The 19661-nt window shown below is 67.3% G+C and carries 18 protein-coding genes; 10 read left to right on the top strand and 8 right to left on the bottom strand.

Going from position 1 to position 19661, the window contains the following annotated elements; translation table 11 throughout:
• Nucleotides 1-39: 39 nt before the first annotated feature.
• Entirely contained in the window at nucleotides 40-906 is an 867-nt protein-coding gene (locus tag ACM6LR_RS15745; protein ID WP_414939213.1) for a bile acid:sodium symporter family protein, read from the bottom strand.
• 169 nt (nucleotides 907-1075) lie between these two features.
• Between ACM6LR_RS15745 and ACM6LR_RS15740 the strand changes: the two genes are divergently transcribed.
• Both ACM6LR_RS15740 and ACM6LR_RS15735 read left to right on the top strand, forming a co-directional pair.
• The gene (locus tag ACM6LR_RS15740; protein ID WP_414944008.1) at nucleotides 1076-2101 is read left to right on the top strand and encodes a medium chain dehydrogenase/reductase family protein; all 1026 of its coding nucleotides are present in this window, start codon (nucleotides 1076-1078) and stop codon (nucleotides 2099-2101) included.
• A gap of 46 nt (nucleotides 2102-2147) precedes the next feature.
• Nucleotides 2148-2666 carry a DM13 domain-containing protein gene (locus tag ACM6LR_RS15735; RefSeq protein ID WP_414939215.1) on the top strand — a complete coding sequence of 173 codons (519 nt, stop codon included), beginning with the start codon at nucleotides 2148-2150 and terminating at the stop codon, nucleotides 2664-2666.
• Here ACM6LR_RS15735 and ACM6LR_RS15730 read toward each other — a convergent pair.
• Nucleotides 2663-3292 carry a TetR/AcrR family transcriptional regulator gene (locus ACM6LR_RS15730; RefSeq protein WP_414944007.1) on the bottom strand — a complete coding sequence of 210 codons (630 nt, stop codon included), beginning with the start codon at nucleotides 3290-3292 and terminating at the stop codon, nucleotides 2663-2665. The two genes, ACM6LR_RS15735 and ACM6LR_RS15730, sit on opposite strands and share 4 nt — an antisense overlap.
• 59 nt (nucleotides 3293-3351) lie before the next feature.
• Between ACM6LR_RS15730 and ACM6LR_RS15725 the strand changes: the two genes are divergently transcribed.
• From ACM6LR_RS15725 to ACM6LR_RS15715, 3 genes are all read left to right on the top strand, one after another.
• Nucleotides 3352-3783: an RpiB/LacA/LacB family sugar-phosphate isomerase gene (locus ACM6LR_RS15725; protein WP_414939217.1), complete on the top strand. Its 432-nt coding sequence runs from the start codon at nucleotides 3352-3354 to the stop codon at nucleotides 3781-3783.
• 261 nt (nucleotides 3784-4044) lie between these two features.
• Entirely contained in the window at nucleotides 4045-5697 is a 1653-nt protein-coding gene (locus tag ACM6LR_RS15720; protein ID WP_414944006.1) for a glycosyl hydrolase family 18 protein, read from the top strand.
• Nucleotides 5698-5735: 38 nt separating this feature from the next.
• Nucleotides 5736-7091: a cellulose binding domain-containing protein gene (locus tag ACM6LR_RS15715; RefSeq protein WP_414939546.1), complete on the top strand. Its 1356-nt coding sequence runs from the start codon at nucleotides 5736-5738 to the stop codon at nucleotides 7089-7091.
• A gap of 433 nt (nucleotides 7092-7524) precedes the next feature.
• Here the strand turns inward: ACM6LR_RS15715 and ACM6LR_RS15710 are convergent, their stop codons facing one another.
• Nucleotides 7525-9294, bottom strand: a complete 1770-nt coding sequence (locus ACM6LR_RS15710; protein WP_414944005.1) for a chitinase — start codon at nucleotides 9292-9294, stop codon at nucleotides 7525-7527.
• A 244-nt stretch (nucleotides 9295-9538) separates the two neighbouring features.
• Between ACM6LR_RS15710 and ACM6LR_RS15705 the strand changes: the two genes are divergently transcribed.
• Nucleotides 9539-10171: a sigma-70 family RNA polymerase sigma factor gene (locus ACM6LR_RS15705; RefSeq protein ID WP_414939220.1), complete on the top strand. Its 633-nt coding sequence runs from the start codon at nucleotides 9539-9541 to the stop codon at nucleotides 10169-10171.
• Here ACM6LR_RS15705 and ACM6LR_RS15700 read toward each other — a convergent pair.
• The 5 genes from ACM6LR_RS15700 to ACM6LR_RS15680 form a co-directional block, all read right to left on the bottom strand.
• Complete coding sequence (locus ACM6LR_RS15700; protein ID WP_414939221.1) at nucleotides 10168-10818, bottom strand: response regulator; 651 nt, start codon at nucleotides 10816-10818, stop codon at nucleotides 10168-10170. The two genes, ACM6LR_RS15705 and ACM6LR_RS15700, sit on opposite strands and share 4 nt — an antisense overlap.
• Complete coding sequence (locus ACM6LR_RS15695) at nucleotides 10815-12362, bottom strand: GAF domain-containing protein (protein ID WP_414944004.1); 1548 nt, start codon at nucleotides 12360-12362, stop codon at nucleotides 10815-10817. Before ACM6LR_RS15695 ends, ACM6LR_RS15700 begins: the two co-directional genes overlap by 4 nt.
• Nucleotides 12363-12392: 30 nt before the next feature.
• Nucleotides 12393-12872 (bottom strand): pyridoxamine 5'-phosphate oxidase family protein, encoded by a 480-nt coding sequence (locus ACM6LR_RS15690; protein ID WP_414939223.1) that lies wholly within the window; start codon nucleotides 12870-12872, stop codon nucleotides 12393-12395.
• 130 nt (nucleotides 12873-13002) lie between these two features.
• Nucleotides 13003-13434 carry a nitroreductase family deazaflavin-dependent oxidoreductase gene (locus ACM6LR_RS15685; RefSeq protein ID WP_414939224.1) on the bottom strand — a complete coding sequence of 144 codons (432 nt, stop codon included), beginning with the start codon at nucleotides 13432-13434 and terminating at the stop codon, nucleotides 13003-13005.
• A 10-nt stretch (nucleotides 13435-13444) separates the two neighbouring features.
• Nucleotides 13445-14227, bottom strand: coding sequence for a TetR/AcrR family transcriptional regulator (locus ACM6LR_RS15680; protein ID WP_414944003.1), 783 nt, complete (start codon nucleotides 14225-14227; stop codon nucleotides 13445-13447).
• Between the two features lie 78 nt (nucleotides 14228-14305).
• Between ACM6LR_RS15680 and ACM6LR_RS15675 the strand changes: the two genes are divergently transcribed.
• From ACM6LR_RS15675 to ACM6LR_RS15660, 4 genes are all read left to right on the top strand, one after another.
• Complete coding sequence (locus ACM6LR_RS15675) at nucleotides 14306-16567, top strand: ATP-binding cassette domain-containing protein (protein ID WP_414944002.1); 2262 nt, start codon at nucleotides 14306-14308, stop codon at nucleotides 16565-16567.
• 348 nt (nucleotides 16568-16915) lie between these two features.
• Nucleotides 16916-18049, top strand: coding sequence for a metallophosphoesterase (locus tag ACM6LR_RS15670; protein ID WP_414939227.1), 1134 nt, complete (start codon nucleotides 16916-16918; stop codon nucleotides 18047-18049).
• Between the two features lie 124 nt (nucleotides 18050-18173).
• Nucleotides 18174-18833 (top strand): DUF998 domain-containing protein, encoded by a 660-nt coding sequence (locus ACM6LR_RS15665; RefSeq protein ID WP_414944001.1) that lies wholly within the window; start codon nucleotides 18174-18176, stop codon nucleotides 18831-18833.
• A 23-nt stretch (nucleotides 18834-18856) separates the two neighbouring features.
• Nucleotides 18857-19654 carry an alpha/beta fold hydrolase gene (locus tag ACM6LR_RS15660; RefSeq protein ID WP_414944000.1) on the top strand — a complete coding sequence of 266 codons (798 nt, stop codon included), beginning with the start codon at nucleotides 18857-18859 and terminating at the stop codon, nucleotides 19652-19654.
• Nucleotides 19655-19661: the final 7 nt, after the last annotated feature.

Below are 19661 nucleotides of genomic sequence, written 5' to 3'. Positions count from 1 at the left end.
CAATCACGCGACACGACCAGCCCGCCATAAGGGCCGCCCTCAGGCTGGGACGCGTTCCCGGCTGCGGGACAACAGGAAGGCCGCGATCCCGGCGGGGAAGAACATGAGCACGCCGTAGATCCCGGCGGGAACGGCCATCTTCTCGTCACCGAGCACCGAGATCGCCACGGCGATCGCGAGGGTGGCGTTGTGGATGCCGATCTCCATCGAGGACGCGATCGACTGCCCGCGGTCCACTCGGAACAACCGCGGCACGTAGTAGCCGATCGTGAGACTGAACACGGACAGCAGCAGCGCTACCGGCCCCAGCGTCCCGATGTTGTCCATCAGGGTCTGGAACTCCTGGGCGGTCGCGGCGACGATCACCAGCACGAGCACCACCGCCGAAGCGATCTTGACCGGTTTGCGCATCCGCTCGGCCCAGTCGGTGAACCGGTGCCGCACCGCCATCCCGATCACGACCGGGATCAGCACGATCGCGAACACCTGCACGAACTTCGCGGGCTGGAGCCCGACCGTGGCACCGCCGTCGAGGAACTCGGCCATCGACAGGCCGACCACCAGCGGCAGGGTGAACACGGCCAGCACGGAGTTGATCGCCGTGAGCGTGACGTTGAGGGCGACGTCGCCGCCGGCGAGGTGACTGAACAGGTTCGCCGACGTCCCGCCGGGCGAGGCGACGAGCAGCATCATCCCGACCGCGAGCACACCTTCGAGGCCGAACAGCAGGATGAGGCCGACGCAGATGGCCGGCAGCACGATCATCTGGCACACCAGCGCGATGACGGCCGCTTTGGGGTATTTCAGCACCCGGGTGAAGTCACCGATGGTCAGGGTCAGCCCCAACCCGAACATGACCAGTGCCAGTGCTATCGGCAGGAGAATCGAGAACATCGCCGAACCCATCGAGGGGCCTCCGTCCGATATGCCGTTTTCAGATCGGCAATCGTGTCAAGCGGCGGCGACCCGGTCAAGGCGCCGAAACCCAGACGTGACCCCGCTTGACTCTTTCGAGAGCAATGCTCACTATAGTTACAACCTCTAACGAACACGAGAGTTAATCAGGGAGATCGAAATGAGCACGCTGACCGAGGTCGTACTGCCGGGCAAGGTCGAGCCGGAAGGCCTGGAGCTGCGGGAACGCCCACTACCCTCGCCCGGCCCCGGCCAGGTCGTGATAGCGATGGAGGCGACCGGGGTCTCGTTCGCCGAACGGCAGATGCGCCGCGGCAAGTACTACGACCAGCCACCCTTCCCTTTCGTCCCCGGCTACGACCTGGTCGGCACCGTGCTGACGACCGGTGACGGGGTCGACCGCTCGCTCGGCGGCCGCCGGATCGCCGCGCTGACGAAGGTCGGCGGCTGGGCCAGCCACGTGGTCCTCGACGCCGCCGACGTTGTCGAGGTCCCGGACGGCCTCGGCGCCGAGGAGGCCGAGACCGCGGTGGTCAACGGCATCACCGCCTGGCAGATGCTGCACCGCAAGGCCAAGGTGCGCGCCGGGCAGACGATCCTGGTCCACGGCGCGAACGGCGGCGTCGGCTCGCTGCTGGTGCAACTCGCCGCACAGGCGGGCGCACAGGTGATCGGCACGGCGTCGAAACGGCACCACGAAGCGTTGCGGCGCCTGGGAGTCGTGCCGATCGACTACCGCACCGAGGACATCTCCGCCCGCGTCCGCGAACTCGCGCCCGAGGGTGTCGACGCCGTCTTCGACCACGTCGGCGGTGCCAGCGTGCCCGCGTCGTGGAAGCTGCTCGCCCGCGGCGGCACCCTCGTCTCCTACGGCAGCGCCGCGACCCGCGACGACGAGGGCTCCAAGCAGTTTCCCGTGCTCAAGATCCTCGCCCGCGTGCTGCTGTGGAACAGCCTTCCCAACGGCCGCAACGCGTACTTCTTCAACGTCTGGGCCGGGCGGGCCTTCGCGAAGAACCGCTTCCGCGCCCGCCTGCGCACCGATCTCACCCAGGTGTTCGCGGCCTTGAAAGACGGCTCGATCACGGCACAGGTCGCGGCGCGGCTGCCGCTGAGCCGGGTCGCGGAAGCGATGCGGCTGGCCGAATCCGGAACGGTCGCGGGCAAGGTGGTGCTCACGCCGTAAGAGTTCGGTAACGCGTTTCGGGCGCCGCACGCGGTTGAATGACGCCATGAAACGCAAGCGGGTGCTCGCCGTCGTGGCGGCCGGACTGGTGGTGGCGGTGGCCGCGGGCCTCTACTGGTTCCAGCCGTGGAAGCTCTGGGTGAACGAGACGGTCCAGGAGGCACTGCCCGTCGCCCCGGTTTCGGAAAGTGCGGCTCCCGCGCCGAAAGAGCCCGCGATCGTGGCGACCGGCGAACTGATCAGTCACGAGCACGCGACCAGCGGCGGCGTCCGGATCCTGCGCGCGGCCGACGGATCGCTGGTGCTGCGACTGGAGAACCTGGACACGAGCAACGGCCCGGACCTGCGGGTCTGGCTCACCGACGCGCCGGTCGTCCCCGGCAAGGACGGCTGGTTCGTGTTCGACGACGGCACGCATGTGAGCGCCGGGAAGCTCAAGGGCAACAAGGGAAGTCAGAACTACACCCTGCCCGCCGGCACCGATCTGGCGCGGTATTCGAGCGTGACCATCTGGTGCGACCGGTTCGACGTCTCCTTCGGTGCGGCCGAACTGGCCAAGGTTTAGGCGAGTCTGCCCACGGCGTACTCCATCTCCGCCCGGACGGCACGCAGATCGATGCCGCCAGGATCGATGATCGCGGCCACGGCGATCCCCCGCAGCTGCCCGACCAGTGCCGCCGAGTACGCGTCGGGATCACGGACACCGGCGATGGAGCCGTCCGTGATCCCGGCGGCGACGGTCTGCGCGATGGCGAACCGGTACCGGCGATCGGCCTCGGTCATCGCCGACCGCACCGCCGGATCGCCGACGGTCGCGTCCGTCCACAGCACCACGAACGCCCGGTTCAGCGGCGGCATGTCGGTGAGCAATGCGAAGAAGACGTCCAGCAGCGCCCGCAGCATGTCCATCGGGCTGGGGGTCAGCCCGCCGGTCCTGGTGGCGACGGCGGCGCTGAAGACGTCGGCGAACTTCTCCGCCGCGAACTCGACGAGCCGCTGCACCAGGGTCTCCTTCGAGCCGAACAGCTGGTAGACGACGCCGCTGGGATAGCCGGTCCGGGCGCAGACCATGCCGATCTTGAGCCGGGCGAAGCCGGTCTCGCCGACGAGGCGGGCGGCGGCGTCGAGAATCCGCGTCCTGGCGACCTCCTGGTCGCGCTGGAGCCGACGCTCCTCCGCAGACGGGTCCACGCCGCGATCCTCCCACGACTTCCGGTTCGTCACCTGGTGAGACGGCGTACGATCCGGGTATGAAGATCGCCTTCGCGGCCGACGACCGGAACGCCACCACGGACGCCGTCCGGGCCTTCCTCGCCGAGGCCGGGCACGAGGTGATCCTTCCGGCGACGTCGGAAGACTGGCCGGAGCTCGGCGCGGCGGTTGGCAAAGCGGTCACCGACGGCGAAGCCGACTTCGGCGTGGTGATGTGCTGGACCGGGACAGGCACGGCCATCGCGGCCAACAAGGTCCCCGGCGTCCGCGCGGCACTGGCCTGGGACACCTGGATCGCCGCGGGCGCGCGCAAGTGGAACGACGCCAATGTGCTGGCATTGAGCCTCAAACGGCTCGCCCCCGACGTGGCCGTCGAAATCACCGAGGTGTTCCTTTCCGGTATCGCACCGGACCCCGATGAATCGGCGAATATCGCCCGGCTCGGCGAAATGGACGAGCCTCGTCGGTGAGCGGCACCGAACCAGTGAACGATTAACGCTGTCGAACGTATTAGGCCGTTAGCAGTAAAATCGCCACTCTGTGTAGTGACGCTTCCCATATTGGTCCAGACCACGTACCGTCTCCCGCAACAAAGCGTTCCGCATGGAGGTGGTCGATGAAGACGCATCCCCGCCTGCCCGGCTTCGGCCGCGGTAACGCGATGTCGCCGATTTCCCATTGACGAAATCGTCTCCAAGATCATTTCCCTGCACCGGGTTGTAAGGAGTGAAATGTCGAGAAAAAGATGGCATCTGATCGGTCTGTTCACGGCCGTCGCGGCGCTGGCGGTCGGTCTGGTGACCGTCCCGGCGAGCGCGGCGGGCGGGGTCGGAGCCTCGCTCACCAAGGGGTCGGACTGGGGCTCCGGCTGGGAAGGCAAGTACACGATCAGCAATAAGTCGGGTTCGAGCCTCAGTTCCTGGACGCTCGAGTTCGACCTGGCGGCCGGGCATTCGGTCGCTTCCTTGTGGGACGGCAGCTACACCGTCTCCGGCCAGCACGTGACCGTCAAGAACACCTGGAACGGCAACGTTCCCAACGGCGGCACCGTCAGCTTCGGCTTCAACGTCAAGTACTCCGGTGCCTACACCGCGCCCGCCAACTGCAAGATCAACGGCGGTTCCTGCGACCCGGGTGGCGGCACGCCGACGACGAGCAACCCGCCGACGAGCACCACGACCACCGGGACGAGCACGTCGAACCCGCCGACGACGACCACCACGAGCAACCCGCCGACCACGACGACCACGAACCCGAACCCGGGCGCCAAGAAGAACCTCGGCTACTTCGTGCAGTGGGGCGTCTACGGCCGTAACTACCACGTGAAGAACATTCACACTTCCGGTTCCGCGGCCAAGCTGACGCATATCAACTACGCGTTCGGCAACGTCACCAACGGTTCCTGCACCGCGAACGACGACACCTACGCCGACTACGACAAGTTCTACGACGCCGGGTCCAGTGTGGACGGTGTCTCGGACAGCTGGGACGCGGGCTCGCTGCGCGGTAACTTCAACCAGCTGCGCAAGCTGAAGAAGATGTACCCTGGCCTGAAGGTGCTGTGGTCGTTCGGTGGCTGGACCTGGTCCGGCGGCTTCGGCCAGGCGTCGAAGAACCCGGCCGCGTTCGCGGAGTCCTGCTACAAGCTGATCAAGGACCCGCGGTGGGCCGACGTCTTCGACGGCATCGACATCGACTGGGAGTACCCGAACGCCTGCGGTCTCACCTGTGACACCAGCGGCCCCGCCGCGATCAAGAACGTGGCACAGTCGCTGCGCACCAAATTCGGTTCCTCGTTCCTGGTCACCGCCGCGATCACCGCGGACGCCAGCAGCGGCGGCAAGCTCGACGTCGCCGACTACGGCCCCGCGTCGGCGTACTTCGACTGGTACAACGTCATGACGTACGACTTCTTCGGCGCGTGGGCGGCGAAGGGTCCGACGGCCCCGCACTCGCCGCTGACCGCGTACCCGGGTATCCCGCAGCAGGGATTCAACTCCGACGACGCCATCCAGAAGCTCAAGGCCAAGGGCGTCCCGGCGAGCAAACTGTTGCTGGGTATCGGTTTCTACGGTCGCGGCTGGACCGGCGTCACGCAGGACACCCCGGGCGGCACCGCGACCGGCGCGGCACCGGGCACCTACGAGGCGGGCATCGAGGACTACAAGATCCTGAAGAGCAGCTGCCCGTCGACCGGCACGATCGCGGGCACCGCTTACGCGAAGTGCGGCAACAACTGGTGGAGCTACGACACTCCCGCGACCATCAACGGAAAGATGGGCTGGACCAAGAACCAGGGTCTCGGCGGCGCGTTCTTCTGGGAGCTCAGTGGTGACACCGGCAACGGTGAACTCGTCACGGCCATGCGCAACGGCCTGAACTGAGAGGTTTGACAGTGGCCAAGCGGACTTGGATACAGGCCATCGGCCTGACCGCCGCTGCCGCAACGGTCGGCGCGATCCTCGTGATCGCGCCGGCCTCCGCGGCCGGCGGCGTCGGTGCCGCCTTCAGCAAGGGCTCCGATTGGGGCTCCGGCTGGGAAGGCAAGTACACGATCAGCAACAAGTCGGGATCGAGCCTTCCCACCTGGACGGTCGAATTCGATCTCCCCGCAGGACATTCGATCGCTTCGCTGTGGGACGGCGGTTACTCCGTCTCCGGCCAGCATGTGACGGTGAAGAACACCTGGAACGGCAACCTTCCCAACGGTGGCAGCACCAGTTTCGGGTTCAACGTCAAGTACTCCGGGGGCTACGTCGCCCCGGCGAACTGCAAGATCAACGGTGGTTCCTGCGATCCGGGCGGCGGCACGCCGACCACGACGCCGACCACCCCCACCACACCGACCACCACCACGTCGACGTCCAACCCGCCCACGACGACCACGAGCAACCCGCCGCTGCCCGGCGGGCGTGGAGCGCCGTACCTGTACCTGGGCTGGGGCAGCCCGCCGAACCCGCAGACGGTCATGAACGCGACCGGCGTCAAGTGGTTCACGATGGCGTTCATCCTGTCCTCGGGCGGCTGCAACCCCGCGTGGGACGGCAGCAGGCCGCTGCAGGGCGGTGTCGACGCGAACGCGATCGCGCAGATCAAGGCCGCGGGCGGCCAGATCGTGCCTTCCTTCGGTGGGTGGAGCGGCAACAAGCTCGGCCCGAACTGCTCGACGCCGGAAGCCCTCGCCGGGGCCTACCAGAAGGTGATCGACGCCTACGGTCTCAAGGCGATCGACATCGACATCGAGAACACCGACGAGTTCGAGAACGCGGTCGTGCAGGACCGGATCCTGAACGCGCTGAAGATCGTGAAGGCGAACAACCCCGGTATCCAGACCATCCTCACCTTCGGCACGACGACCACCGGCCCGAACTCCTGGGGCCAGCGGCTCATCGACCAGTCGAAGGCGCTGAACGCCGGGATCGACGTCTACACGATCATGCCGTTCGACTTCGGTGGTGGCGCGGACATGTACGGGAACACCATCAACGCCGCGAACGGACTGCGGGACAAGCTGAAGTCGACGTTCGGCTGGAACGACGCCACGGCGTACAGCCACCTGGGCATCAGCGGGATGAACGGCCTTTCGGATCAGCGGGAACTGACGAGTCTCGACACCTGGAGCAGGATCACCGACTGGTCCAAAACCAACAAGACCGCCAGGCTCGCGTTCTGGTCGACCAACCGTGACCGGGGCTGCGCAGGCGGCGGGGTCGCCGAGAACTGCAGTGGTATCGCGCAGAACGACTGGGACTTCACGCGGATCACCGCGCGCTTCTGACGTCCCTTTCCCCTGAACTGCGGGCCCGCGCCGATGCTGCACGGTGCGGGCCCGCTCCATACCCGCCTCCCCCTCCCCCCGGCGCAATTAGTCCTCTAGTTGCGGTCCTTGCGTACGCATCGATCGCAACTAGAGGACTACTTGCGTGGGGGTGGGGACACTCAACGTCCCAATTCCTCCATCGTCAGCTCGCGCAGCGACGAAGAGCCGCCTGACCCGCAAGACCTCGACTTCGCCGGGACCCTGACTTTGAGAGTAGGGAAGCAGGCCTTCACGGCGTCACCCGCAAGAGGCGCCGAAAAGTCACCGCCCACCGCCCGCACTTCTGGCTCAAGCACCCCAGCAGCGCGCGGCGCGGCGCACCGGCGCAAGTAGTCCTCTGGTTGCGATGTATGCACGCGCAAGGACCGCAACCAGAGGACTAATTGCGGGATCAGGGGAGGGCGTTCAGGAACGGCTCATGGCTGTTCTGGAATTCCCAGCCGTAGTACCGGTCCCAGTTGATCGACCACGTCATCAGCCCGCGTAACGCCGGTGAAGCACCGCCGCGCAAGGTGTACGACCCGCAACCGGAGTTCTTCACCAGGCAGTTCAACGCCGAATGCACCGCCGCCGGCGCGGTGTGCCCGTTGCCCGCGCTCACCGCCGCGGGCAGCCCGAACGCGATCTGATCCGCGCGTAGCCCCGGGAAGCGGAACCCGGTCGAAGCCACGGTGAACCCGGCCTTGACCATGTCCGTCATCGCGATGTGGAAATCCGCGCCACCCATGAAGTGGTACTGGTTGTCCAGGCCCATCACCGGCCCGGAGTTGTAGTCCTGGACGTGCAGCACGGTCAGCGCGTCCCGCATCGCGTGGATCACCGGCAGGTACGAGCCCGTCCGGTTGTCGGCGCCGCCGAGACCGCCGTAGTACTGGTACCCGGTCTGCACGAAGAACGTCTCCGGCGCCATCGTGAGCACGAATCCCGCGCCATACTTGGCTTTCAGTGTCTTCAGCGCCGAGATGAGATTGACGATCACCGGTGTGGTCGGGTTGCGGAAGTCGTTGTCACCGGAGTTGAGGTACAGCGAGTGTCCCTCGAAGTCGATGTCGAGCCCGTTCAACCCATAGCGGTCGATGATCGCGGAGACCGAACTGACGAACGCGTCACGCGCCGCGGTAGTGGTCAGCTGGACCTGACCGTTCTGCCCTCCGATGGAGATCAGGACCTTCTTGCCCTGCGCCTGCTTCGCCCGGATAGCGGCGATGAAGTCCGCGTCGCTTTCCACGGTCGGGCATTCCGCCACGGGGCAGCGGGTGAAGCGGATGTCGCCGGAGGTCACCGAAGTCGGCTCACCGAACGCGAGATTGACGATGTCCCACGCCGCCGGGACGTCCGCCATCCGTGTGTAGCCGGAACCGTTGGCGAAACTCGCGTGCAGGTAACCGATCAGCGCGTGCTTCGGCAGGCCGGTGTCGACGCAACCGCCGGTCGTGGCACCCGCCTCCGTGGTCTTCGGCGATTCACCGGCGCTGTTGTACGCGGCCACCGAGTAACTGTGCGACGAACAGGCTGTCAGCCCCGAAACGGTGGCCGACGTCCCGGTCACCGTCGCGACCACCTTCCCGCCTTCGTACACGCGATACCCGGTCACCGTGCCGGCCGAGGCTCCCCACGTGAGCGCGATCGACGAGTTCGTCACCGTGCCCACGGCCGGATTTCCCGGCGCCGGAGGCGCTCCCGGGGTCCCGCCACCCGGCCCGTCGAGGGTGATGTCATCCGCGTAGAAGGTGCCGGACCCGTACCAGCCGTGGACGTACACCTCCGCCGTCGTCTGCGTGGCCGACGTCGTGAACGAAAGCGAAAGCTGTGTGTAGGAGGTCGCGGCGGTCCAGGTCGACGGACCGCCCGTGACCCCGAGGTACACCGGGTTCCCGTTCACCCAGGCGGATACCGCGTAGGTCGTGTTCGGCTGGACGGACACTGTCTGTGCGCATTTCCCGGTCGTCGAGCCGGGCGTGACCGAAACGGCGTAACCGCCCGAACGGACCGGCGTGGTCACGGCCGCGCCCGCCGCACAGGACCAGCCGGACGTCGAGCCCGCCTCGAAGCCGGGGTTGAGGAGCAGGTTGGCCGCGCTCGCGGTGCCGCCACCGGTTATCAAACCGGCGAAGGTGAGCACCACAACGGCCAGAAAGGCCAGGGATCTGGAACGCCTCATCGCGATTCCTCCGTACCAGGGGCGGCCTGCCGCCGCGCTGAGTTAATTGTCTAGACCAATTCGGCGAAAGTCCATAGCCAAGACACACCAGGGCCTAAAGACCCGACTACTCCGGGCTGCTGTACCGGTGTGACTCGCGAACGCGCTCCGTAACGTCGGAAGGGCCAAACAGAGCTGGGGGCTTTCGGGAGGTGGGGACGATGGGAACGCACAGGTACACACCGAGAACGGCCCATCCGGCGTGATGACCGTGTCCGAAGCGATACGCCCGACGTACGTGCCCCGTCCGGGAGAGCCGGACGGCGAAATGATCAGCGCGGCGATCAGTGGTGACCGGCGGGCCATCGGCAGCCTGCTGACGCTTCTCCGGCCGATCGTGTTCCGGTACTGCCTCGGCAGGCTGGGCGGACCGACGCGCGGCATCTCCAACGCCGAAGATTGCGCACAGGAGGTCCTGATGGCCGTCCTTGTCGCGTTGCCGCGCTACAGCCACCAGAACAACAGCTTCCTGCCGTACGTCTTCGGGATCGCCTCGCACAAGGTCTCCGACGTCCGCCGGAACCTCGCCCGCGATCCTTCCGCGCCGGTGTCGGATCCGGAACCCGAACAGGACGGTCCGTGGAACCCGACGTTCGATGAGGTCGAGAAGGCCGAGCGCGGCCGCGAGCTGTCACGGTTGTTCAAGGTGCTTTCGGCGAAGCAGCGGGATGTGCTGGTGCTCCGGGTGATCCTCGGGTTCAGTGCCGAAGAGACCGCCCGCACGCTGGGCATGGCGAGCGCGGGCGCGGTGCGCGTCACCCAGCATCGGGCGCTCAACGAACTTCGCCGGGTGCTGCGTGAGGATCCCGGTTTCGCCGACGGGATCACGCTCTTCTAAGAGGACGGCTTGCGGCGTTGGGTGGCGTAGACGGCGGCGGCGGTGCGGCGTTCGAAGCCGAGCTTGTGCAGCAAGGACGACACGTAGTTCTTAACCGTTTTCTCCGCCAGGAACAGCTTTTCCGCGATCTGGCGGTTGGTCAGCCCATCGGCGATGTGATCGAGCACGCGCCGCTCCTGCGGGCTCAGCTGTTCGTATCGCGGATCCGGTTGATCGTCGGTCTCGCCGCGCAACCGGTTCATCACCGACGCCGTCAGCGTGCTGTCCAGCAGCGATCCGCCCGCCGCGACCGTGCGGACGGCCTTGACGAGCGCGCCGCCGGAGACCTGCTTGAGCATGTACCCGGCCGCACCGGCCATGATCGCGCCGAACAACGCGTCGTCATCCGAGTACGACGTCAGCATCAGGCAGGCGGGCGGCGGCTCGACGGCCGCCCTGATCTCACGGCAGACACTGATCCCACCGCCGTCCGGAAGCCGGACGTCGAGCACCGCGACCTGCGGTTTGACAGCGGGGATCCGGACGAGCGCCTCGGCGGCCGTGGACGCCTCGCCGACCACCGTGAGATCGTCTTCGGCTTCGAAGACGGTCTTCAGGCCGGTGCGGACGAGTTCGTGATCGTCCAGCAGGAACACCGAAATCGTCATCCCACACTCCCCTGTCGGGCCGGCAGGCGCACCGACCAGTCGAGCTTCGACCCGCCCTCCGGCCTCGCTTCGACGCTGAACGACCCGTTCCAGCGGGCCGCGCGTTCGGCGAGGTTCGCCACGCCGCTGCGATGGCCGGGTTCGGCAGGCATACCGACGCCGTCGTCCACCACCGAAAGCTCCAGCCATCGCCCGTCGCGGTCGACCGAGACATCGACCGAAACCGCCGTCGCCTCCGCGTGTCTGACCACATTGGACAGTGCCTCGCGCAGGGTCGCGACGAGGTCCGAGCGAACCGTGTCCGGCACGACCGAATCGAGTGGCCCGTCGAACCCGACCCGGGGTTCGGACGCACAGCCCGCGTCGAGCGCGACGCGCAGCAGCTCCGACCGCAGGCTGCCCTGCGCCTCGGCCGGCTCCTGCAAGGAAAAGATACTGTTGCGGATCTCGCGGATAGTGCGGTCGATCTCGTGCGCGAAATCGCCAACGCGGTCGGCGACGGCGGGTTCGACCGTGAGCCTGCTGAGTCCCTCCAGGCCGAGCCCGATCGCGAACAGTCGCTGGATCACCAGGTCGTGCAGGTCGCGGGCGATCCGGTCACGGTCCTCGAAGACGGCGAGCCGCTGCCTGTCCTGTTGCGCGCGGGCGAATTCGACCGCGAGCGCTGCGTGCGCGGCGAAGGTCTCGGCGAGCTGGACGTCGTAGGCGGAGAACGGGGTCTTGTCGCGGAACTTCGCCACCAGCAGGACGCCGAGTTTCTCCTCGCCGACGATCAGCGGGACGGCGACCGCGGAGTCGAGGTCCTTGACCACCGCGGGCATCACGGCACCACGTTCACCCTGGTACTCGACCACTTTTTCGCCGTAGTCCCGGACCATGACGGGTTTGCCGGTGGTGAACGCCATCCCGGTCGCGGTGCCCTCGGTCGGTACGGCGATCCCGGCGAGCCGGTCCGCGTCGGGCCCCGGCGGCTCGACGATCTCGAAGACCAGCTGGCCGTCGCCGCGTGGACGGGCCACCGCGCCGGTGGTGCCACCGGCGACGACGCGGGCGCGTTCGGCGATCAGGTGCAGGGTCGCGGTCAGGTCCTGGTCGGTCAGGAGCGCGCCGGTGACGTGATAGGACGCCTCGAGCCAGCGTTCGCGCCGCTGCACCTGGTCGAACAGCGCGGCGTTCTCGATCACCACACCGGCCGCCGCGGTGAGCGCGACGAGCAGGTCTTCCTCGGCTTCGGTGAACTCCTCGCCGTCCGGCTTGCGGGCGAGGTACAGCATCCCGAAGATGCGGCCACGCATCCGGATGGGCATCACACGGGACTCGTCCTCGGACGGCGGGGTGTTCCACGCGTCGCCGAAACGGATGAACTCATCCGAATCGAGCACGCTCAGCGCGCCGAACGGCGCACCGGTCAGCTCGCAGGCGGATTCGACCATGCGCCGCAGGACGTCGGAGAGGCTGAGATCGTGGGCGATCCCAGCCACCGCGTCCAGAATCCTCGGCGCCTTGGCGTCACTCGCCGCACTCACCCGCCGCACTGGCGTCACCGTCCCGGACTAACTCCCCGGGCAGTGGGGTCAGGAATGACAGACGCGCCCGGATCGCTCATCTGGTGCGTCGATCACGGACAGTGCTTCGTTACCGCATGCGCCGAGGATCCTTCGTCCGGTGACCGACTCGATCGGGATCCGGAGATAGCGGGCGTCCGTTTGCCCAGTCCAGCAGCCGAGCGGCAAGGTCGCGAGCTCGGCGATCACGATCGGGTCACGCACCTCGGAGGCGCGGCCGAGGACGGTGACGAACCAGCCGGTCCCCAGGTCCGCGGCGAACTCGTCGACGGCGAACGCGACCACACTGTCGAGCACTCCGGCGAACAACGCGCTCTGTGCCGGCGTCCGGACCACGATCGCACCGTGGTGCAGCGCGAACCGGGCGGGCTGGATCGCCGGCAGGGCGCGGGAGGTGAACACCACCCGGCCGAGCCCGGCACCCGCGAGCAGTGACAGGCACTGCTCGCGGTCGAGCAGCTCGAGACCCAAGGAGTCGGACATCGGCATCCTCGCGCTCTCGTCGTGTACTTCGTCGAGGACAACGGTCCCCGGCTTACCAACTCGCCGGTAGGGCCGATGGACCCGGCCTGCCGCGGGGACTCCTTCCCCAGTACATGAAGGCCACCTCGTGACGGGCTTACGCCTTCGGGGCCAGCAGCACCACGGGGATCTCCCGCTCGGTCTTGGTCTGGTACTGCGCGTAGTTCTTGTAGTCCGCGGTGATCTTGGGCCACAGGCGGGCGCGCTGCTCGGAGTCGGCGACGCTCGCGACCATCGGCCGGGCGGTCTCGCCCTTCAGCGTGACCTGGACGTCGGGGTTGTCGCGCAGGTTGAGGAACCACGCCGGGTGCTGGTCGTCGCCACCGCGGGAGGCCACGATGACGTACGCGTCGCCCTCGCGCAGCGGCGAGGTCAGCAGTACGGTGCGTGGCTGGCCGGATTTACGGCCGATGGTGGTCAGCTCCAGGACGGTCATCCCGGCGACCTCCCAGCCGGCACGGCCGCCGCTGACCTTCTGGATGACGCGGTGGACGGCGTTCATGGTCTTCAAGACGAAATCACTGGGCATGCGGAGAAGGCTACTCCGCTTTCATCGTGACTTCGATCCCGTCCAGGAGTACGGACAGGGAAAGCTCGAAGGCCTCCCTCGCCTCCTGCTCCAGATAGGACACCGTCTCGTCCTCCATCCGGAACGCGTGCTCGCCCTCCATCCAGGTCAGTGTCGGGAACCGCTCCGCGAAATCCGGCGACACCTCCCGCAGGTGCGCGGACCGCGCGTACCACCACTCGTCGTCGGACTGCCCGGTCGCCCTCTCCGCCTGCCGCGACTCCGACGCCGTCCTGGCAGGCTCGCGCACACACGAGTACAGCGCGCTGACCAGCCGTCGAAGCATCGCCGGCGGCAACCCGGTCCGGCGCAGGATCTTCACCAGCGACTCCAGGACGACGTACTCGTTCGGTCCCAGCACCGGCCGCGCCTGTGAGACCTGCAAGACCCAGGGGTGCCGCAGATAGAAGACCCAGAGATCCTCGGCCCACCGCGCGGCGTCGGCCCGCCAGTCGTCCCCGTCGTAGGTGGCCGACAGCTCCGCGAGAGCCTTGTCGTACATGAGGTCGAGAAGTTCACTCTTGCTCGGGACGTAGGTGTAGAGCGCCATGGCCGTGCGGCCGAGCCGGTCACCGACGGCCCGCATCGAAAGGCCTGCCATACCGTCGGCGTCCGCGATCTCGATGGCGGTTTCGACGATCAGTTCCACCGAAAGTCCCGGTTTGGGGCCGGGGCGCTCGACGTCCGGCGACTCCGTCCGCCAGAGCAGGGCCATCGACCGACGAGGGTCTCCCTGAGCCGCGTAGACGACCACGTGCCAACTCCTTACAGCATAAACTAACCTCTGCTACCCTCACTTTACAGGCTAAAGAGTTCCAACCAGGGGAGAGCCATGCTTTCGGCCGCCGACAGCCACGACATGATCCAGGTGCGCGGAGCCAGAGAGAACAACCTCGCCGACGTCTCGGTCGACATCCCCAAGCGCCGTCTCACCGTCTTCACCGGTGTCTCGGGTTCAGGGAAGTCGTCCTTGGTGTTCGGCACCATCGCCGCGGAGTCGCAGCGGCTGATCAACGAGACCTACACCGCGTTCATCCAGTCCTTCATGGCTCCGGTCGGGCGGCCGGACGTGGACGCGCTGCGGAACCTGAGCGCCGCGATCGTTGTCGACCAGGAGCGGATGGGGGCCAACGCCCGCTCCACGGTCGGCACCGCGACCGATGCCCACACGATGCTGCGGATCGTCTTCAGCAGGCTGGGACAGCCGCACGTCGGGACGTCGGGCGCGTTCAGCTTCAACCTTCCCGAGGGAATGTGCCCCGATTGCGAAGGGCTCGGGACGGTGTCCACGATCGACGTCGACCAGCTTGTCGACAAGGAGCTTTCGCTCAACGAAGGGGCGATCACCGTCCCGAACTTCGCCCCGGAGACCTGGTACTGGAAGGGGCTGGCGGAGTCCGGTTTCGTCGATCCCGCGGTGAAGCTGAAGGACTACACCCCGCAGCAGTGGGAAGACTTCATGCACAAGCCCGCCACCAAGATGAAGCTCGGCGGGATGAACACCACGTACGAGGGCCTGCTGGTGAAGGTCCAGCGCCTGTTCCTGTCGAAGGACAAAGAAGCGGCGCAGGCGCACATCCGGACGTTCGTGGACCGGGCCGTCACCTTCAAGAAGTGCCCGGCGTGCGAAGGGGCCCGGCTCAACCAGGCGGCGCTGTCCTCGAAGATCGACGGGGTGAACATCGCCGAGTGCTCGGCGATGCAGATCAGCGATCTTGCCGATTTCGTCCGCAAACTCGACGACCCGTCGGTCGGCCCGCTGATGGAGACACTGCGCGGCACCCTCGAGTCCCTGGTCGAGATCGGCCTCGGGTACCTGAGCCTCGACCGCGAATCCGGGACGCTGTCGGGCGGTGAGGCGCAGCGCGTGAAGATGGTGCGGCACCTGGGTTCCAGTCTCACCGACGTCACGTACGTCTTCGACGAGCCGACCGTCGGGCTGCACCCGCACGACATCCAGCGGATGAACGGCCTGCTGCTCCTGTTGAAGGACAAGGGGAACACGGTGCTCGTGGTCGAGCACAAACCGGAGACGATCGAGATCGCCGACCACGTCGTCGACCTCGGTCCTGGCGCCGGGCCGAACGGCGGGCAGATCTGCTTCACCGGCGACGTCGCCGGACTGCGCACGTCCGGCACCCTGACCGGGCGGCACCTCGACCACCGCGCGCGGCTGCGTCCCGACGTCCGTACGCCCGCCGGGCAGATCCCGATCCGGAACGCGACCCGGCACAACCTCAAGGACGTCAGCGTCGACATCCCGCTCGGCGTGCTGACCGTGGTCACCGGCGTCGCCGGTTCGGGCAAAAGTTCCCTCATCCACGGCTCACTGTCCACAAGGGACGACGTGGTGGTGCTCGACCAGTCGGCCATCCGCGGCTCGCGGCGGAGCAACCCGGCGACCTACACCGGACTGCTCGACCCGATCCGCGTCGCGTTCGCCAAGGCCAACGGCGTCAAGGCCGCTTTGTTCAGCGCGAACTCCGAGGGCGCGTGCCCGAAGTGCAAGGGCATCGGGCTGATCTACACCGACCTGGCGATGATGGCCGGAGTGGCGACGGTCTGCGAGGAATGCGAGGGCAAGCGGTTCACCGCGGAGGTGCTGACCTACCGGCTGCGGGGCAAGAACATCAGCGAGGTCCTCGCGATGCCCGTGGCCGAAGCGCGCGAGTTCTTCACCTCCGGGCAGGCGCGGACGATCCTGGACCGGCTCTCCGACGTCGGCCTCGGCTACCTCGGGCTCGGGCAGCCGCTCACGACGCTGTCCGGCGGGGAACGGCAGCGGATCAAGCTGGCCATCCGGATGGCGGAGAAGTCGGCGACCTACGTCCTCGACGAGCCGACCACCGGACTGCACCTCGCCGACGTCGACCAGTTGCTGGGCCTGCTCGACCGGCTCGTCGACGACGGGAACACGGTGGTGGTCATCGAGCACCACCAGGCCGTGATGGCGCACGCCGACTGGATCGTCGACCTCGGGCCGGGCGCGGGGGTGGACGGTGGCGAGGTGGTGTTCACCGGGACGCCTTCTGAGTTGGTCACCTCCGGTGACACCCTCACGGCGCAGCATCTGCGCGCTTACGTGGGCCGGTAGCGCGTGCTATGAACGGTCCTTTCCTTGCAAATTTTGCAAGGAAAGGACCGTTCATAGCACCGTCGACCGGGCGTGAACCGCTTCACGGAGGCCAGCCGCACCGCTAAGACCCAGCACGACCAAGGCGACCCCCGAGGTCACCATCTCGACCGGTCACCGCCTTGCGCATCGACAGCGGTCCGGTCCACGACCCGCCGGACGCGATCATCACGCTCGTGTACGCCACATCGCTGAGGAGCAGAAAGCTCCACCGTGAAGTGACACCTCACGTACGTCCACTTACGTACCTGAAACACCCCTCAGCGAAGAACGCGGTAGAGACCGATGGTCTGTTAGCCTGGCGGCATCATGCCTCGCATCCTTGTCCGCGTCGCCGCCCTGATCGCCGTCCTCGCTCTCCTGTTCGGCGTGCCGTGGTGGACGATCGTCGGCTCCCCCGAACTCCCGGCCGCGCTCGAAGTGATCGGCACGATCGTGTTCGCCGCCGCGGTGCTCGCCGTACCCGCGTGCATGGTCCTCGGCCACGGCCCGTGGCAGCGCGACCTCGCGGCGAAGATCGGCGACCTCTCCCTCGGGCTGATCTGGCTGCTGTTCTCCTTGTCGGTACTCGGAAACGTGCTACGGCTCGTCCTTTCGGTGTCCGGAGTGGACGGTGCGGCCGAGATCGTGTCCGGCGTCGTCGTGGTGGCCTTCGTGGTGCTGGCGGCGTACGGGATGGCCGAAGCCCGGCGCGTCCCGCGGCTTAAGGAACTCGACGTCGTCCTCCCCCGGCTCGGCGCCGGACTCGACGGTCTCCGCTTCGCCATCATCACCGACACGCATTTCGGTCCGCTGAACCGGACGAAGTGGTCGGAGAAGGTCGTCGAGGTGGTGAACGAACTCAACGCCGACGTCGTGGCCCACGCGGGCGACCTCGCCGACGGTTCGGTCGCCAAACGCGAGGGTCAGGTCGCGCCGCTCGGGAAGGTGCGCGCGAAGCTCGGCAAGTTCTACATCACCGGCAACCACGAGTACTTTGGCGAGGCGCAGGCCTGGCTCGACCACATGCGCGACCTCGGCTGGGAACCGCTCCACAACCGGCATGTGCCGGTCCACAACGGCGGGGACACCCTCGTCTTCGCCGGGATCGACGACCCGACCGGCGCCGCCTCGGGACTTCCGGGTCACGGCCCCGACCTCCCGGCCGCGCTCGACGGTGTCGCCGCGAGCACCCCGGTCGTCCTGCTCGCCCACCAGCCGAAGCAGGTTAAGCAGGCCGCCGAGGCCGGCGTCGACCTCCAGATCTCCGGGCACACCCACGGCGGCCAGATCTGGCCGTTCCACCTTCTGGTGCGGCTCGACCAGCCCGTATTGGCCGGACTTTCGCGCCACGGCGAACGCACGCAGCTGTACACGAGCCGCGGCACCGGCTTCTGGGGACCGCCGCTGCGCGTCTTCGCGCCGAGTGAGATCACCCTCCTGACCTTGCGAAACCGCAAGTAGTCCTCTAGTTGCGACGCCTTCGGGTGCTGCGACCTGCGTCACCGACAACTTTTTTTGTCTTGACAATTTTAGAGTTCGGAGCGAGAGTTGTGCCCAACGCACCCCGCTTCGAAAGGCCGAGACGATGACCATCGCCGCCACCCGAACCCCCGTCGCGATTCCGACCCGCGCCCTGCTCGTCTGCGGCGCCGTCTCGGGTCCGCTGTACTTCCTGACTTCGTTCACCCAGGCCGCCCTCCGCGACGGCTTCGACATGACGAAGCACCCCGCGAGCATGCTGAGCAACGGCGACGCCGGTTGGATCCAGGTCACGAACTTCCTGGTGTCCGGCGTCCTGCTGATCGCGGGAGCGATCGGGCTGAGCCGAACGCTCGAGCCCGGCAGAGGCAGCGTCTGGGGTCCACGACTCCTGGGCGTCTTCGGCGTCAGCCTGCTGTTCGCGGCGGTCTTCAAGGCCGACGCGGGTAGCGGCTTCCCTATCGACTCCGGCCCTGTCGGTACCGGCTCCGCGACGCTCAGCACCGCCGGGGCGCTGCACATGGCCGCCGGGTCGGTCGGCTTCCTCTCGCTGATCGTCGCGACGTTCGTGTTCGCGAGCCGTTTCTCCCGTGAGGGGCACCGCGGCTGGGCCGTCTACTCCCGCGCCACCGGCATCGCGTTCTTCGCCTCCTTCGCCGGGATCAGTTCCGGCAACGCGAACGCCGTCGTGATGCTCGCCTTCTGGGCGACCGTGCTGCTGGCCTGGGGCTGGGTCACCGCCGTCATCGTCCGTTTCACTCGCTAAACCGATCGAGGAGAATCTCCGCCATGAGCACCGTGACCTCGCAAGACGGCACCACCATCGCCTACACCCGCACCGGCTCCGGCCCCGCCGTCATCCTCGTCGACGGCGCCATGTGCCACCGCGAGTTCGGCCCGGCCAAGCCGCTGGCCGCCGAGCTGGCACCGCATTTCACCGTCTACACCTACGACCGCCGCGGCCGCGGTGAAAGCGGTGACACCGAGCCCTTCTCCGTCGCCCGCGAAGTCGAGGACATCGCGGCGTTGATCAAGGAAGCGGGCGGGGCCGCCCACGTCTACGGGATCTCGTCCGGCGCCGCGCTCGCCCTCGAAGCCGCGAAGGCCGGACTGCCGATCACGAAACTGGCGGTCTACGAATTCCCGCTGGTCGTCGACGACACGCGCCCGCCGGTCCCGGCCGACTACACCGCACGGCTGGAGACGGCCATCGCCACCGGACGACCCGGAACCGCGATCAAGACCTTCATGCGCGAAGGCGTCCGTGTCCCGGCGCCGGTCGTGTTCATGATGCAGTTCATGCCCGCGTGGCCGAAGCTGAAGAAGGTCGCGCCGACCCTGCGCTACGACGCCGCGTTGTTCGACGGCCTGCACGACGGCACCCCGTTGCCCGAGGGCCGCTGGGCGAGCGTCTCCGTGCCGACGCTGGTCATGGACGGTGGCAAGAGCCCCGCGTGGATCCGTAACGGTGTCGCCGCGCTGGCGAAGGCGGTTCCCGGCGCCGAGCACAAGACGATCGAAGGCCAGACGCATATGCTCAAGCCGAAAGCGGTTGCCCCGGTACTGATCGAGTACTTCAACGGCTGACGGAGCG

This window comes from Amycolatopsis sp. cmx-11-32, assembly GCF_047608695.1.
Lineage (GTDB): Bacteria > Actinomycetota > Actinomycetes > Mycobacteriales > Pseudonocardiaceae > Amycolatopsis.
The sequence above is the reverse complement of the archived record's forward strand: the minus strand, read 5'-3'. Positions and strand labels throughout refer to the sequence as shown.